The 14,676-nt window shown below is 60.5% G+C and carries 13 protein-coding genes; 2 read left to right on the forward strand and 11 right to left on the reverse strand.

Annotation, left to right across the window (positions count from 1 at the left end; all coding sequences use genetic code 11):
• The first annotated feature begins 14 nt into the window (after window positions 1-14).
• Window positions 15-287, forward strand: a complete 273-nt coding sequence (locus AO240_RS13965) for an HPr family phosphocarrier protein (RefSeq protein WP_058414328.1) — start codon at window positions 15-17, stop codon at window positions 285-287.
• A 37-nt stretch (window positions 288-324) separates the two neighbouring features.
• Here the strand turns inward: AO240_RS13965 and AO240_RS13970 are convergent, their stop codons facing one another.
• The 6 genes from AO240_RS13970 to pmbA all read right to left on the reverse strand — a co-directional run bounded on the left by AO240_RS13970 (window position 325) and on the right by pmbA (window position 5,592).
• A complete protein-coding gene (locus AO240_RS13970; RefSeq protein ID WP_099236974.1) occupies window positions 325-1,218 on the reverse strand; it encodes a ZIP family metal transporter in 894 nt (297 codons plus the stop codon).
• Window positions 1,219-1,249: 31 nt separating this feature from the next.
• The gene (locus tag AO240_RS13975) at window positions 1,250-1,861 is read right to left on the reverse strand and encodes a superoxide dismutase (RefSeq protein WP_099236975.1); all 612 of its coding nucleotides are present in this window, start codon (window positions 1,859-1,861) and stop codon (window positions 1,250-1,252) included.
• Between the two features lies 1 nt (window position 1,862).
• Window positions 1,863-2,306, reverse strand: coding sequence for a hypothetical protein (locus AO240_RS13980; protein ID WP_099236976.1), 444 nt, complete (start codon window positions 2,304-2,306; stop codon window positions 1,863-1,865).
• A 27-nt stretch (window positions 2,307-2,333) separates the two neighbouring features.
• On the reverse strand, window positions 2,334-3,710 hold the full coding sequence (locus AO240_RS13985) for an aspartate ammonia-lyase (protein WP_099236977.1): 1,377 nt from the start codon (window positions 3,708-3,710) through the stop codon (window positions 2,334-2,336).
• Window positions 3,703-4,098: a FagA protein gene (locus AO240_RS13990; protein ID WP_099236978.1), complete on the reverse strand. Its 396-nt coding sequence runs from the start codon at window positions 4,096-4,098 to the stop codon at window positions 3,703-3,705. Before AO240_RS13990 ends, AO240_RS13985 begins: the two co-directional genes overlap by 8 nt.
• Before the next feature lie 147 nt (window positions 4,099-4,245).
• Window positions 4,246-5,592, reverse strand: coding sequence for a metalloprotease PmbA (gene pmbA / locus AO240_RS13995; protein ID WP_099236979.1), 1,347 nt, complete (start codon window positions 5,590-5,592; stop codon window positions 4,246-4,248).
• Between the two features lie 108 nt (window positions 5,593-5,700).
• On the opposite strand from pmbA, the gene yjgA reads away from it, so the two are divergent.
• Window positions 5,701-6,222 (forward strand): ribosome biogenesis factor YjgA, encoded by a 522-nt coding sequence (yjgA, locus tag AO240_RS14000; RefSeq protein WP_058414335.1) that lies wholly within the window; start codon window positions 5,701-5,703, stop codon window positions 6,220-6,222.
• A gap of 45 nt (window positions 6,223-6,267) precedes the next feature.
• Here the strand turns inward: yjgA and tldD are convergent, their stop codons facing one another.
• From tldD to AO240_RS14025, 5 genes are all read right to left on the reverse strand, one after another.
• Window positions 6,268-7,710 (reverse strand): metalloprotease TldD, encoded by a 1,443-nt coding sequence (tldD, locus tag AO240_RS14005; protein ID WP_099236980.1) that lies wholly within the window; start codon window positions 7,708-7,710, stop codon window positions 6,268-6,270.
• A gap of 16 nt (window positions 7,711-7,726) precedes the next feature.
• On the reverse strand, window positions 7,727-8,575 hold the full coding sequence (locus AO240_RS14010) for a carbon-nitrogen hydrolase family protein (protein ID WP_099236981.1): 849 nt from the start codon (window positions 8,573-8,575) through the stop codon (window positions 7,727-7,729).
• 48 nt (window positions 8,576-8,623) lie between these two features.
• Window positions 8,624-12,439, reverse strand: a complete 3,816-nt coding sequence (locus AO240_RS14015) for a YhdP family protein (RefSeq protein WP_099236982.1) — start codon at window positions 12,437-12,439, stop codon at window positions 8,624-8,626.
• A gap of 76 nt (window positions 12,440-12,515) precedes the next feature.
• Window positions 12,516-13,973, reverse strand: coding sequence for a ribonuclease G (rng, locus tag AO240_RS14020; RefSeq protein ID WP_099236983.1), 1,458 nt, complete (start codon window positions 13,971-13,973; stop codon window positions 12,516-12,518).
• A 70-nt stretch (window positions 13,974-14,043) separates the two neighbouring features.
• Window positions 14,044-14,640: a nucleoside triphosphate pyrophosphatase gene (locus AO240_RS14025; protein ID WP_099236984.1), complete on the reverse strand. Its 597-nt coding sequence runs from the start codon at window positions 14,638-14,640 to the stop codon at window positions 14,044-14,046.
• Window positions 14,641-14,676: the final 36 nt, after the last annotated feature.

Here is a 14,676-nt window from a genome sequence, read left to right on the forward strand (position 1 = left end):
GGAACACCTGCGCGATGCCCGCTCTGGAAATTGAAATCATCAACAAACTGGGCCTGCATGCCCGCGCTTCGGCAAAATTCGTCGGTGTTGCCGGGCAATTCCCCTGCCAGATCCGCGCGGGGCGCACGCCGGAAACCATGGTCGACGGCAAAAGCATCATGGCCATGATGATGTTGGCCGCCGGCAAGGGCACCAGGATCCACCTGAAGACCGAAGGCGAGCAAGAACAGGAAGCCATGGACGCACTGGTGGCGCTGATCAATAACTTCTTTGATGAGGGTGAGTAAATTCATCCACCGAGGCAGGCACGAGGCCGCAATGGCCTCAGCCCAATGCGGTATCCATCACCATCATCAAGCAAAACCCGATGCACAAGCCAAGGCTGGCAAGCTTTTCGTGGCCATTGCGCCGCGATTCGGGGATCACTTCATGGGTGACCACCAACAGCATCGCGCCCGCGGCCAATGCCAGCCCCAAGGGCAGCAATACTTCGGCCAAGCTCACCAGCCAGGCGCACAGCACGGCAAACACCGGCTCGACCAGGCCTGACGCGGCACCGATCAAAAATGCCTTGGCGCGCGACATGCCTGCCCCCGCCAATACCAGCGCAATCACCAAACCCTCCGGCACATCCTGCAGGGCTATGCCCATGGCCAAGCTGTCGGCGTCCGGCATGCCCCCGCCTGCGGAGACGCCCACTGCCATGCCTTCCGGGATGTTATGGGCAATGATCGCAAACACGAACAGCCAGATGCGCGGAGGAATCACCGGTTTACCCGGCGTGCCCACCAACATCTCCGGGCTGGCGCCGGACACTTTGCGGTCGACCAAATAAAGCCCGAATGCCCCAAGCATGATGCCAAGGCTGATCAAACCACTCGCGCCCCAAGGCGACAGGCCGAGGCTTTCAGCGGCGGCAATGCCCGGCACGATCAGCGAAAAGGCCGTCGCCGCCAACATCACTCCGGCACCAAAGCCCAACAGGGTATCGCTCAGTGCCACCGGCATACGACGAATAACCAATACCGGCAGCGCGCCGAGCGCCGTGCCAAGCGCGCAGATCGACCCGCCCTGCAAGGCACGCAATATGCGTGGCTCCAAGCCGAGCCAGGCGATCCCGTTGGCCACCAGCAATGCAGTACCTGCCAATAGCAGCAGCGAGCCAAACGCATAACGAAACATTCGCACGCTGCTGATCGCCAGTGTTTCAGTGCCCATAGTCGGCCTTAGGTCGTGTTGTAGGGGAAAGTCAGGCCAAGGCGGCTTCATAGCGGGCGGCGACTTCCGGCCAATTAATAACACTGTAGAACGCGTTAATGTATTCCGGGCGACGGTTCTGGTACAGCAAGTAATAGGCATGCTCCCACACGTCGAGACCGAGAATAGGCGTGTTGCCGTTCATCAGTGGGCTGTCCTGGTTACCACTGCTTTCCACTACCAGGGTCTTTTGTGGGGTGACGCTGAGCCAAGCCCAGCCGCTGCCGAAACGGGTTAACGCCGCCTTGGTGAAGGCCTCTTTGAACCGCTCGAAACCGCCCAACTGCGCCTCTATCGCCTGGCCCAATTCGCCCTCGGGTTTGCCGCCGCCGGTGGGTGACATCACCGCCCAGAACAGCGAATGGTTAGCGTGGCCGCCGCCCTGGTTGATGACTGCGGCGCGCAGCTTTTCCGGCAATTGCTGAACGCTCGACACCAGCTTCTCAACCGGCCAGCCGGCAAATTCGGTGCCCTCGACCGCCGCATTGAGGTTATTGATGTAGGTCTGGTGGTGCTTGGTGTAGTGAATTTCCATGGTCTGCGCATCGATATGCGGTTCCAGGGCGTCGTAGGCGTAAGGCAAGGCAGGCAAGGTGTAGGACATATCAATGTGCTCCGTAATAAGGACTGTTGCGAGTCGCCGCGCCCGTGTGCGCAGCGGCGCCGCCCAGCAGGCGGTGCGTACGCGGGTACTCACCGTGATCGCTGATGAAATTCAACAGTTCGACGTAAGTCTTGCTGCTCTGGCGCAGCGCCGCCTCGCGCAATTGCGGGCTGAGGCGTGTGTCCTGCAGCGTTTGCAACAGGCGCTGGTGGATAGCGCAAAGGTATTCGGCGCTTTCCTCGGGCTGGTTAAGGCGCAGGTGCAAGTCCGCCAGGTTGTGATGGGAAATGACGCAAGCCGCCACTGCTTCGTCAGCATCCGCCCAGCGCTCGAATAACACTTGAGCCAGGGCCAGGGCTTGCAAATAGGCCTCGCGAGCGTCGACCAACTCGCCCTGCATAAAGCAGCGATTGGCGCGTTCGATCGTGCGTTTCCAGTGCTCCATGGTGAGCCTCCAAAGCAGAGTCGGTGATTACACGCCGCCGGCCGTGAGCTTTTCCGGGTCCAGCAGGATTTCCAGTTGGCTACGGGGCAAGTCGGTGTGTTCGAGGGCGACATCAATCACCGGTCGACCTTGCTGATAGGCCTTCTTGGCGATTTCAGCGGCTTTTTGGTAACCAATGATCGGGTTGAGTGCAGTGACCAGAATCGGGTTGCGTGACAGCGCTTCCTTGAGCTTGGCCTCATTGACCTTGAAACTCGCGATGGCTTTGTCGGCCAGCAAACGGCTGGCGTTGGCCAGCAGTTCGAGACTGCTGAGCAGGTTCTGCGCGATGATCGGCAACATCACGTTCAATTCGAAATTGCCGGACTGACCCGCCACGGTAATCACCGTGTCATTGCCGATAACTTGCGCAGCGACCATCGCGGTCGCTTCCGGTATCACCGGGTTGACCTTGCCGGGCATGATCGACGAACCCGGTTGCAGAGCTTCCAACTCGATTTCACCGAGGCCTGCGAGCGGGCCGGAATTCATCCAGCGCAAATCGTTGGCGATTTTCATCAGCGAGACGGCGGTGGCCTTCAATTGGCCGGAAACCGCCACGGCGGTGTCTTGGGAGCCGATCAACGCGAACAGATTTTTGCCTGGCGTGAAGTTAACGCCGGTCAGGCTGCTCAATTGCTGACTGAAGCGCGCGGCAAACTCCGCGTGCGCGTTGATCCCGGTCCCCACGGCGGTGCCGCCCTGAGCCAGGGCCTGCAAGCTCGGCAGCAAGTCCTGCAAATGGCCGATGTTGGCCTTGAGCTGTTGCGCCCAGCCATTCAGCACCTGGCTCATGCGCACCGGCATGGCATCCATCAGGTGGGTGCGGCCAGTCTTGATAAACGGGTGAACTTCTTCGGCCTTACGCTCGATCACTTGCACCAGGTGCAGCAGAGCCGGCAACGTTTGTTCATGCAAAACCAACGCTGCGCTGACGTGAATGGTGGTGGGGATAATGTCGTTGCTGCTCTGGCCGCAGTTTACGTGGTCATTGGGGTTGACCGCCTCGCCCAGCAAACGGCTGGCCAGGGTCGCAATCACTTCGTTGGCGTTCATGTTGGAACTGGTGCCGGAGCCGGTCTGGAAGATGTCCACCGGGAAATGCGGCATGTAATCGCCTTCCAACAAGCCTTGGGCAGCATCGACAATGGCTTTGCCCTGCGCCGCGCTGATCTGTTGCAGGTCGACGTTGACCTTGGCGGCTGCCACCTTGGCCAGGATCAGGGCACGGATGAATTGCGCCGGCATACGCTGGTGGCTGATCGGGAAGTTGTTCACCGCGCGCTGGGTCTGGGCACCATACAAGGCCTCGTCAGGCACTTGCAGTTCGCCCATGCTGTCGCGTTCGATACGGGTGTTACTCATCGTTAGATCCTTGCACCAGGTCAGAAACGGAAAGGGAAGGCAGCAATTCGCAGGTCGCCAATTGCCAGGCAAAGGCCTGCCAGCGCTTGAGACGGCAGGCACAACGGGAGAGTTTTTCGAGGTCGCGCAATGGGCGCCACGCCTGGTCCATGCACAGGGATCGCCAATGCCAGGGCAAGGCGATATCGCTGGCGGTGTCGAGCAGCAGCCGGAATGAAGTCTCGGCGATCGTCCACGGATGGGTCGCGCTGCAACACGCCAGGTATCGCCCCTCATTGAGGTAATGTTCGATCAGGCGCGGCTCATCCGGGGCAAGGCCGCAGCGAATCTGACGACTCATCCAGCGCCAGCTTTCCTGGTACGGATCCTCATGCAGGACAGAACTCATGATCCACACTCATTCGGTAATGATATTTATTATTAAATGATATTGAGAATCAAAACAAGAGTGGCATGTTAATCCACCTGTGACACAGGCATGAAAAAGGCGCGCCCTCGGTTAGATGGCGCGCCTTTTTGGTGAGGCGTCGGAGGGTTAGCTGCCGGCGACGGTCATTCGCTCGATCAGCACAGAGCCCGTGCGAATATTACTGCGCAGCTCCAGGTCGTTACCCACAGCCACGATCTGCTTGAACATGTCGCGCATGTTGCCGGCGATGGTCACTTCCTGGACAGCGAATTGAATCTCGCCGTTTTCTACCCAAAAACCTGCGGCGCCGCGTGAGTAATCACCGGTCACCATATTCAGGCCATGGCCCATCAGCTCGGTCACCAGCAGGCCACGGCCCATACGCCGCAACAGCGCCGCCTGGTCTTCGTCGCCATGCGTTACAAACAGGTTATGCACGCCACCTGAGTTGGCGGTGCTTGGCAGGCCGAGTTTACGACCGGAATAAGTGCCCAGGATGTAGGACACCAACTCGCCCTTCTCGACGAACGGCTTGGCATAAGTCGCCAGGCCATCACCGTCGAACGACGAACTGCCCATGGCGCGCATCAGGTGCGGACGCTCATCAATGGTCAGCCATTCGGGAAACAGCTTCTGGCCGAGTGCGCCTTCAAGGAACGACGATTTGCGGTACAGGTTGCCACCGGAAATCGCGCTGAGGAAACTGCCGAACAATCCGCCCGCCAGCTCGGCCGAAAACAGCACCGGCACTTCACAGGTCGGCACCGGGCGCGCGCCCAAGCGGCTCGCTGCACGTTGCGCGGCACGCTGGCCAATGCTGGCCGGGTCTGCCAGCAATTCACCCTTGCGGTTGACGTCATACCAGTAGTCACGCTGCATCTGACCGTCGGCTTCGGCGATCATCACGCAGCTCAAGCTATGGCGAGTGGAGGCGTAACCGCCGATAAAACCGTGGCTGTTGCCGTACACGCGGCAGCCCTGATGGGTACTCAAGGTGGTGCCATCGGCATTCTTGATGCGCGCATCCGCGTCGAACGCCGCCGCTTCACAGGTCAGCGCCTGCTCAATGGCTTGCTCGGGCGTGATGTCCCAGGCGTGAAACAGATCAAAATCTTTCAAGTCCTTGGCCATCAGCGCCTTGTCGGCCAGCCCCGAGCTTTCATCTTCCGAGGTGTGCTTGGCAATCGCCAACGCCGCGGCAACGGTCTCGCGAATCGCTTCCGGGCCGCTTGCCGAGGTGCTGGCCGAGCCTTTGCGCTGGCCGACGTACAAGGTGATACCAAAACCCTGGTCACGGTTGAACTCGACGGTTTCCACTTCCCGCTGGCGCACCGACGTCGACAGCCCCTGCTCCAGCGACACCGCCACTTCACAGGCACTGGCGCCCTGGCGCTTGGCCTCGGCGAGGATCTGCTCGACTTGTTCCTGCAGTGCCGGTAACGCTTGCGGACCGACGCTTTGGGCTGCACTCATGGTTTTCTCCACTCAAATTCTGCTTTCGGTTAAGGCCATCGAGCGACCGGGCCGGACAAGCGGCCCCCGACTGGTTATCATGGCGGCGTTTCTTTGCGGACTGCCACCATGGTTGATTCTTACGACGACTCCCTCGATGGGGAGAAAAGCAAAACCCAAGTCAAACGCGAGCTGCATGCTCTGGTTGACCTTGGCGAGCGCCTTACAACGCTCAAGCCGGATTTGGTTGCAAAACTGCCGTTGACCGACGAAATGCGTCGGGCGCTGGCGGATGCGCCCAAGCACACCGCGAATATCGCGCGTAAACGGCACATCATGTTTATCGGCAAATTGATGCGCGACCAGGACACTGACGCGATCCTCACATTGCTTGATCAACTGGATGCCTCCACTCGCCAGTACAACGAACGTTTCCATAACCTGGAACGTTGGCGTGACCGCCTGATCTCGGGCGATGACGCGGTGCTGGAGAAGTTCGTCCTGGAATATCCGGACGCGGACCGCCAGCAATTGCGCTCCCTGATCCGTCAGGCCCAGCACGAACTGGCGCAAAACAAGGCACCGGCCACCAGCCGTAAAATTTTCAAATACATCCGTGAGCTGGACGAGACTCAACGCGGCCTGCGCTGATCCTCTTCCGCGGGTGGCGGTCTTCGCCACCCGAAGCTCCACGTCTTACGAGCCCGTGCCACCCACGGTGATCGCATCAATTTTCAAAGTTGGCTGGCCGACACCCACCGGCAACGACTGCCCGTCTTTCCCGCAGGTGCCCACGCCGCTGTCCAGCGACAGGTCGTTACCGACCATCGACACCTTGCTCATGGCTTCCGGCCCGTTACCAATCAACGTCGCCCCTTTGACCGGCGCGGTAATCTTGCCGTCTTCGATCAGGTACGCCTCGCTGGTGGAGAACACGAATTTGCCGCTGGTGATGTCCACTTGGCCGCCGCCAAGGTTCGCGCAATAAATGCCGCGTTTTACCGAAGCGATGATTTCTGCCGGGTCGCTTTCGCCACCGAGCATGTAAGTGTTGGTCATGCGCGGCATCGGCAAGTGCGCGTAGGACTCGCGCCGGCCGTTACCGGTGCGCGCAACGCCCATCAGGCGCGCGTTGAGCTTGTCTTGCATATAGCCTTTGAGCACGCCGTTTTCGATCAGGGTGGTGCACTCGGTCGGCGTGCCTTCGTCGTCGACGCTCAGCGAGCCACGGCGACCGGCCAAGGTGCCGTCATCGACAATCGTGCACAGCTTGGACGCGACCATTTCGCCCATGCGCCCGCTGTAGGCCGAACTGCCCTTGCGGTTGAAATCGCCTTCGAGGCCATGGCCCACCGCTTCGTGGAGTAACACGCCGGACCAACCCGAACCCAGCACCACCGGCAATGTGCCCGCCGGTGCCGGAATCGCTTCCAGGTTGACCAGCGCCTGACGCAGTGCTTCACGGGCATAACCCATGGCACGGTCTTCGGCGAGGAAATAACGGTAGTCGGTACGCCCGCCACCGCCGTGGCCGCCGCGCTCGCGGCGACCGTTCTGCTCGACGATCACACTGACATTAAAGCGCACCAGCGGCCGTACATCCGCCGCCAGCCCGCCGTCGGTGGAGGCCACCAGAATGCGCTCCCACACACCGGCCATGCTCACGGTCACTTGCTGGATACGCGGGTCGAGGGCGCGGGTGGCCGCATCGATTCGTTTGAGCAAATCGACTTTTTCCGCACGGCTGATCACTTCCAGCGGGTTATCCGGTGCGTACAACTGAGTCACGTCCTGGGTACTGAACGCCTGCACCGTGCCATGTTGACCCGCACGGGAAATCGAGCGCGCGGCACGCGCGGCCAGCCCCAAGGCCTCCAGCGTGATTGCGTTGCTGTAGGCAAAACCGGTTTTTTCACCGGACTGCGCACGCACGCCTACACCTTGGTCAAGGTTGAAGCTGCCTTCCTTGACGATGCCGTCTTCGAGCGCCCAGGACTCGGAAATCTGCCCCTGAAAATACAGGTCGGCTGCGTCGATGCCTGGCCCGGCCAGATCGCCGAGCACGGTTTGCAAGCTTTCGATGGTCACGCCACCGGGTGCCAGGAGGTGTTCACTGACTGAGGACAACAACTCGCTCATAGGTTTGGCCTTAAATTCATCGTTCCGAAGCAGGCCGCTGCGCGCCCTGCGAGAAAAAGCGCCGATGGTTGACCACCGGCATGCGCGCCCGTATCGACGCCTGTTCGCTGCTATCGCGTGCGGCCAACAACACCGCTTCGCCTTGATCCTGTTGCGCCAGCACACGGCCCCAAGGGTCGACAATCGCCGCGTGGCCATGCGTCTCGCGTGGCCCTGGGTGCACGCCACCTTGCGCCGCCGCCAGCAGGTAGCACTGGGTTTCGATGGCCCGCGCGCGAATCAGCACATCCCAATGCGCGGCGCCGGTAACCGCCGTAAACGCCGAGGGCGCGGTAATCAATTCAGCCCCCGCCGCGCGCAATTCGCTGTACAGCTCCGGGAAGCGCAAGTCGTAACACACCGTCAGGCCCAATCGCCCTACCGGCGTGTCCGCCACCACTACGTTGCTGCCAAAAGCATAGTCGTCAGATTCACGATAACGACCGCGAACATCCGCGACGTCGACATCGAACAGGTGCAGCTTGTCGTAGCGGGCGACGATTTCACCCCGATCATCGATCAGCAGCGAGCAAGCGTTGGACTTGGCGTGAGGTTGGTCTTGGGGCGGTAACGGTAAAGTACCAGCCACTATCCATAAGGTGAGGTCGCGGGCGGCCTGTTTCAACCATGGCAGTATCGGGCCTTCACCCGATGCTTCGGCGCGACCAATATCAGCCACGTCGCGACCGCCCATGGCAGCGAAGTTTTCCGGCAGCACCGCGAGCCTCGCACCGCCCGCCGCCGCTTGCTCCAGCAAGCGCCGCGCCTGGGCCAGGTTAGCCAGCACATCACTCTGGCTGACCATTTGAATTACCGCAAAGGACATGGGCCGGCACTCCGTAATGGGCCTGTGGCGATGCTACTCCACAGGCACTCAGTTTGGTTTTTCAAATGGCTTGTCGAAGGTGATTTTCGGATCTTTCCAGGGGCCTTGCACGTTGTATTGCACGCTGGCGAAGCGCGAAACACGGTCGCCGATCAACTTGTCGATCAAAAATAATGCCCCACCAATGGCCGGCGCGCCCACAATCAGCGCGGCAATCGGCAGGTTGTTGGTCACCGGCAACGTGACCAGCAGCTTGGCATCCACGCGGTCGGCTACCAAGTCCAGGGTGCCGTTGAGTTCGAGATTGGTGGACGGCCCGGTCATGGTGATGGGGTCACGGGTCACGAACACGCCGTCACTGGCCGCGAGCAAACCCTTGATTCGGTCATAGCTCAAGCCTCTGCCGAGCAGGTCCGAGAAGTCCAGGCGTAAACGCCGGCCGATGGAGTTGAAGTTGAGCAACCCAAACACTCGCAGCGCCTGGGCGCCGCCTTCCACTTCAACCAACTGACCTTTGCGGAACGCCGCATCCAGGCTACCGGAAAAACGCTTGGGCCCGACCCAGGCCGGCGAACCCGGCCAACGGCCATCGACGTCCAGGTGGAAATCCTCGCTGGTGACCGTCGGTGCAAAACCCCAGCCTTTGAGCACGTCGGCGATATTCTTGCCATCCAGGCGGCCCTTGTACCAACTGCTACTGGCCCCCGGCGCACCTTCCCAGCCACCGGCCCCCACCAGCTGCATGCCCTTGAGGCCGAGGTCGAGGTTGTTGAAGGCCAAGCCTTTGGCGGTTGGGCGCAGCTTCAGCGACCACGCACCCACCAAGTCGGGTCCCTGAAACAGCTGATTGATGGCAATGTCGAGTGCCGGAATATCCTTGGGGTCGATATCAGCCAACGGGTCCGGCGCATTTTCGTCCGACTGAACCGTCGGGTCCACCGCCGGCAGTTTCACGTATTGCAGGTTGATCGCAATGGGCGCGCCCTTCGCGTCCGGCAGGTTTACGCTGCCCTTGGCCTGTTGGCTGTCGAACTGCAAGCCCCAGCCAGTCGACTTGCGATCAAGCTGCAAATTGACCTGATCAAACTCGGTACCAAAGCCGGTCAGCTTGCCCACCTTGAAATCGGCGCCGCTGAGCAGTTGCTTGGCGCTGCCACCTGGATCATTGCCGGCGTAACGGCCTGCGAGTTTTTTCCACGGGTCGATGTCCAGCTCGGACAGCACACCGCGAATGCGCAAGCCTTTGGCAGCCGGCAGCACCGCATTGCCATTGCCGAGGAACAACTCGCCGCGGCCGTCGTTAAATTGGTCGGGCGGCGACGCAAAGGTGAAACTCGCCAGTTCGCCGTAACCAAACCAGTAGCGCCGTTCGGGGCCTTGCAAGGTCATGCGGAACACGCTGTCACGGCCCTGGCTGGCGGGCATGCCGAAAGGTGCCGGCAGATCGACCGCGACGCCCTTCATGTTTGAGCTGACCATCAGTTGGCTATCAGCGCCGTTCAGGGTCAGCTGCAATTGGTAGGGAATGTCGCCGGACACAGGCAACGGCTGGCTGACCTTCAACCAGTCCGAAAGCCGCTTGACCGTGACTTGGCCCTTGGCCATAACCCTAGTACTGATGTTGCCCGGCGTGCCATCGGCAAAGATTTGCGCGGTAATCGGTCGGTCGAACGCCTGAGCCGAAATATTCTGGCCACTCAGCCCCTTGGCGCTGTCGAAGCGGAAATTGCCTTTGAGCTGAGTCAGGTCCAGGGTCGGGTCGGCCAATTGCAGGCGGGCTTTATCGGTCTGGAAGTCCACCACGATCGCCGGCTCAACACCCTTGGCGAGTGGAATATCGAGGTCCAGTTTACCCTGCAGGCTGCCCTCGCCTTTCCAACCGGCAAACGTCGAGCCGGTGCCGATCGGCGCTTCCTGAAGGATCTTCAAGCCATCGCCCAAGCCACCCGCAAAGCCGCCGGTAATCAGCAGATGGCTGTCCTTGCCGGCAGGCGCGTGAGGAATATTCACGTAAACGTCTTTGACCTTGGTGTCGAGCAATTGGCCTTTGCTCGCCAGGATGCGCACGCCACTTTCCTCAACAAACACTTCGCCATTGACCTTGTTCACATGCGGCCAGCCCGGCTGAAAGGCCAGTTCAGCATCGTGCACCTTGAAGAACAGGCTGATATTGCGCGAAGCCGGCAGCGCATCGTGGTTCAGCGAGCCCTGGTACTGGAAGAAACCTTGGTCAACCGCGCCTTTGAGAATCGCCGTACGCAGCCACTCATCCAACGATGGGCTCAACACCGCCGGCAAATATTTGGCGGTGAAGCGCCCATCGCCATCGACCATGCCGACGCGCAGGTCCATGTAGTCTTCCTGGCTGTGATCAAAATGCAGGCGAATCAGGAAGTCTGCAGCGACCTTGCCCTCCTCACCCAGCACCTTGATATACGGCGCAATCAGGGTGAAGCCTTGTTTATCGAGCGTCCAGGTCAAGCGCGCATTGGCTTGAATGTACTGCCAGGGCTTGGCGAAAATAGGCGACAGGTGCAGCGAAAAGTCTTTGCTGTCCATGCGCAACTCGCCGTGGCCCAGGTCGCCGCTGATGCTGCCGGACACGTTACGCGCGGCCGGCGCACCGAAATACGCATCAAAGCCGACGCGCTCCAGGTTGGCGGCAAAACTGACTTTCTGGTCGCTGCTGTCCGCAGGCCGGAAATCCGCTATTACGTTGCGTAACAAACCCGTGGCTTTGAGGTGAGCGACGGCTTTGGCAACGCCTTCGGGCAACGGCGCCAGCGCATTCAACAGCGGCGTAATGGGCGTCAGGTCAAGCCGATCCGCCTGCAACTTCCAGACTTCCAGATCGTTGTCGGTGGCCAGTTGCTGCTGCAATTGCAGGCGCGACTCCCAGCGCGTCTCGCCGATGCTCATCGCCAGCGAATCAAACAGCACGTTGAGACCGCTATCACTGCGTTGCAGGTAGGCCGTGAGCGCAAGGTTTTCGATGTGCACCGGCTTGCGTTCGGCGTAGCTGCCTTTCATTTCGGGTGAATTAAGGCGTACGACCGCGTTCTGCACCGTGCCTTTGGCCCAGGTCAGCCAGAACTCGCCGCCCGCCTTGAACTGCGCAAGCTTCCATTGTTGGGTCAGCTTGGCCGGGATCCATTTGGCCCAGTCACTCTGGGGCAGGCTCAGATAGGCCTGAACTTCGCCGTCTTGCCACTGGCTGGCGTTGATACGCGTGCGCAAGCTCAACGCCAGCGGCTGGCCGTCCGGCAACGTCAGGCGCGCGTCGAGGCGCTGGCGGGCGCCGCCGGTGTGCAGGCTCAAGCCTACGTACGTCAGGGTCATGGGCGCCTGATCGAACGGTTGCAAGGTAACCTGGCTGTCCAACACCGAAATACGCTGCACCCGCTGCAAACGCTGCAGCGCTTGCGCAGGGTCCAGCGGCTGGTCGTCTTGTAACGGCAAACCTTGCAGCGCCCAGTGGCCGTCCTTGTCTTCTTTGACGCTCACTTGCAGGCCGCTGACTTGCAGGTGGGCGATGCGCACTTCGCGCGCCATCAGGCTGGCCCACAGGTCCGGCACCACTTCGACCTCGTCCAGGCGCAAGGCACTGCTGCCCTCGCCGACCATCACGTCGTGCGCCAGCACCACCGGCGCAAAGCCGCTCCAGCGCCCTTCGAGGCTGCCGATTCGCAAGGGCGTATTCACTGCCGCCTGAACTTTGGCTTCGATTTCGGCGCGGTATTCCGCCACCAGCGGGGTCAATTCACGACCCAGGCTCACATACACCGCCGCCAACACCAGCAGCAAGGCGCACGAGCCCAGGCCCCAACGGGTCAAAGCGGCAAAAAAGCGTATCAGACGCTCCATGTCAGACGACCCTCAAGGCAGTTAGCGGAGGGCAGATCAAGGTCTGCCATTCTCATGAAAATAAGGCGATTGGGGATCAGAGCAGCACCACGTCGTATTGTTCCTGGGAATACATGGTTTCGACCTGGAAGCGAATCGTGCGCCCGATAAACAGCTCCAGCTCAGCGACGTTACCGGACTCCTCGTCCAGCAAACGATCAACCACTTTCTGGTTGGCGAGCACTCTATAACCTTCGGCCTGGTAGGCACGCGCTTCGCGCAGGATTTCGCGAAAAATCTCGTAGCAAACCGTTTCCGGGGTTTTCAATTTACCGCGCCCCTGGCAACTGCTGCACGGCTCGCACAGCACTTGCTCGAGGCTTTCGCGGGTACGCTTGCGGGTCATCTGCACCAGGCCAAGCTCGGTGATGCCGATGATGTTGGTCTTGGCGTGGTCACGCTCCAGCTGTTTTTCAAGGGTGCGCAGCACCTGGCGCTGATGATCCTGGTCTTCCATGTCGATGAAATCGATGATGATTATGCCGCCCAGATTACGCAGGCGCAGTTGGCGGGCAATCGCCGTGGCAGCTTCGAGGTTGGTCTTGAAGATGGTCTCTTCGAGGTTGCGGTGGCCGACAAATGCGCCCGTGTTGACGTCGATAGTGGTCATCGCCTCCGCCGGGTCCACCACCAGGTAGCCGCCGGACTTGAGCGGCACTTTGCGCTCCAGGGCCTTCTGGATCTCGTCCTCGACGCCGTACAGATCGAAGATCGGACGCTCGCCAGGGTAATGTTCCAGTCGGTCGGCAATTTCCGGCATCAACTCGGCGACAAATTGCGTGGTGCGCTGGAAGGTTTCCCGCGAGTCGATGCGAATTTTCTCTATCTTCGGGCTGACCAGGTCACGCAAGGTGCGCAGGGCCAGGCCCAGGTCTTCGTAGATGACGCTGGGCGCGCCGATGGTTTTGATCTGTGCGCCGATCTGGTCCCACAGGCGCCGCAGGTAACGGATGTCCATGAGAATTTCATCAGCGCCGGCGCCTTCTGCGGCGGTGCGCAGGATAAAGCCGCCCGCTTCCTTGATGCCCTCAGCGGCCACGCAGTCGCTGACCACTTTTTTCAGGCGCTCACGCTCGGCTTCGTCTTCAATTTTCAAGGAGATGCCGACATGCGCGGTGCGCGGCATGTACACCAGGTAACGCGAAGGAATCGACAGCTGCGTGGTCAGCCGCGCACCTTTGGAACCAATCGGGTCCTTGGTGACTTGCACCACCAGGCTCTGCCCTTCGTGCACCAGGGCGCTGATGCTTTCTACCGTTGCGCCTTCACGCAGGGAAATTTCAGAAGCATGGATAAACGCGGCGCGGTCCAGGCCGATGTCGACGAATGCCGCCTGCATGCCCGGCAATACGCGCACGACCTTGCCTTTATAGATATTGCCGACAATCCCGCGCTTCTGGGTGCGCTCAACGTGCACTTCTTGCAGAACACCGTTCTCTACCACCGCCACGCGCGATTCCATCGGCGTGATATTGATCAGAATCTCTTCACTCATGGCTGGGTCTCGTTCAGGCGTTTTCACAATAGTGACCGATCGCTCAAGGCTTGGCGCTGGAATACGGCGTTCAGCGCGCGGTAAGGTTTTGCCAACAGGGTATGTCGAATTGGTCGAGCAGTTGCGCGGTTTCGCACACGGGCAGGCCGACGACGGCGGAATAGCTGCCATTGAGCCCGGCCACAAATACCGACCCAAGCCCTTGAATAGCATAGCCGCCAGCCTTGTCTTGGGGTTCGCCGCTGTGCCAGTAGGTTGTAGCCTCCTCCACAGAAACATCGCGAAACCTTACGCGACTGCTGACACAGCGCGTTTCGCAGCGCAGGCCATCGGTGAGGGCCACGGCGGTGAGTACTTCATGCTCGCGCCCCGCCAACGCCATCAACATCGCCAGGGCATCGGCTTGGTCGACCGGCTTGCCGAGGATCTTTCCGTCAACAATCACCGCCGTGTCTGCACCCAGCACGCAGGCGCCCGAGGTTTTTTCAAGCGCAGCAAAACCTGCCGCTGCCTTGCCGCGCGCAAGGCGCTCGACGTAGGCAACAGCCGGTTCATGTGTAAAAGGAGTTTCATCAATGGCGGCGCTGACCACGGTGAAGGGCACACCGATCTGGGTTAGCAGTTCACGCCGTCTTGGGGAGCCTGAGGCCAGATAAAGCGAATTCATTGCAGACTCTCCCTGTGGGGTTCGATAACCAGGCAG

The organism is Pseudomonas sp. ICMP 460 (genome assembly GCF_002723595.1).
GTDB lineage: Bacteria > Pseudomonadota > Gammaproteobacteria > Pseudomonadales > Pseudomonadaceae > Aquipseudomonas > Aquipseudomonas kitaguniensis.

What these genes read in the sequence shown, in the direction of transcription:
- AO240_RS13965 (WP_058414328.1), top strand. Translation starts at nt 15, where the DNA reads ATGCCCGCTCTGGAAATTGAAATCATCAACAAACTGGGCCTGCATGCC.
- AO240_RS14015 (WP_099236982.1), bottom strand. Translation starts at nt 12,439, where the DNA reads ATGGAGCGTCTGATACGCTTTTTTGCCGCTTTGACCCGTTGGGGCCTG.
- AO240_RS13985 (WP_099236977.1), bottom strand. Translation starts at nt 3,710, where the DNA reads ATGAGTAACACCCGTATCGAACGCGACAGCATGGGCGAACTGCAAGTG.
- yjgA (WP_058414335.1), top strand. Translation starts at nt 5,701, where the DNA reads ATGGTTGATTCTTACGACGACTCCCTCGATGGGGAGAAAAGCAAAACC.
- AO240_RS14025 (WP_099236984.1), bottom strand. Translation starts at nt 14,640, where the DNA reads ATGAATTCGCTTTATCTGGCCTCAGGCTCCCCAAGACGGCGTGAACTG.
- rng (WP_099236983.1), bottom strand. Translation starts at nt 13,973, where the DNA reads ATGAGTGAAGAGATTCTGATCAATATCACGCCGATGGAATCGCGCGTG.
- AO240_RS13975 (WP_099236975.1), bottom strand. Translation starts at nt 1,861, where the DNA reads ATGTCCTACACCTTGCCTGCCTTGCCTTACGCCTACGACGCCCTGGAA.
- tldD (WP_099236980.1), bottom strand. Translation starts at nt 7,710, where the DNA reads ATGAGCGAGTTGTTGTCCTCAGTCAGTGAACACCTCCTGGCACCCGGT.
- AO240_RS14010 (WP_099236981.1), bottom strand. Translation starts at nt 8,575, where the DNA reads ATGTCCTTTGCGGTAATTCAAATGGTCAGCCAGAGTGATGTGCTGGCT.
- AO240_RS13980 (WP_099236976.1), bottom strand. Translation starts at nt 2,306, where the DNA reads ATGGAGCACTGGAAACGCACGATCGAACGCGCCAATCGCTGCTTTATG.
- pmbA (WP_099236979.1), bottom strand. Translation starts at nt 5,592, where the DNA reads ATGAGTGCAGCCCAAAGCGTCGGTCCGCAAGCGTTACCGGCACTGCAG.
- AO240_RS13970 (WP_099236974.1), bottom strand. Translation starts at nt 1,218, where the DNA reads ATGGGCACTGAAACACTGGCGATCAGCAGCGTGCGAATGTTTCGTTAT.
- AO240_RS13990 (WP_099236978.1), bottom strand. Translation starts at nt 4,098, where the DNA reads ATGAGTTCTGTCCTGCATGAGGATCCGTACCAGGAAAGCTGGCGCTGG.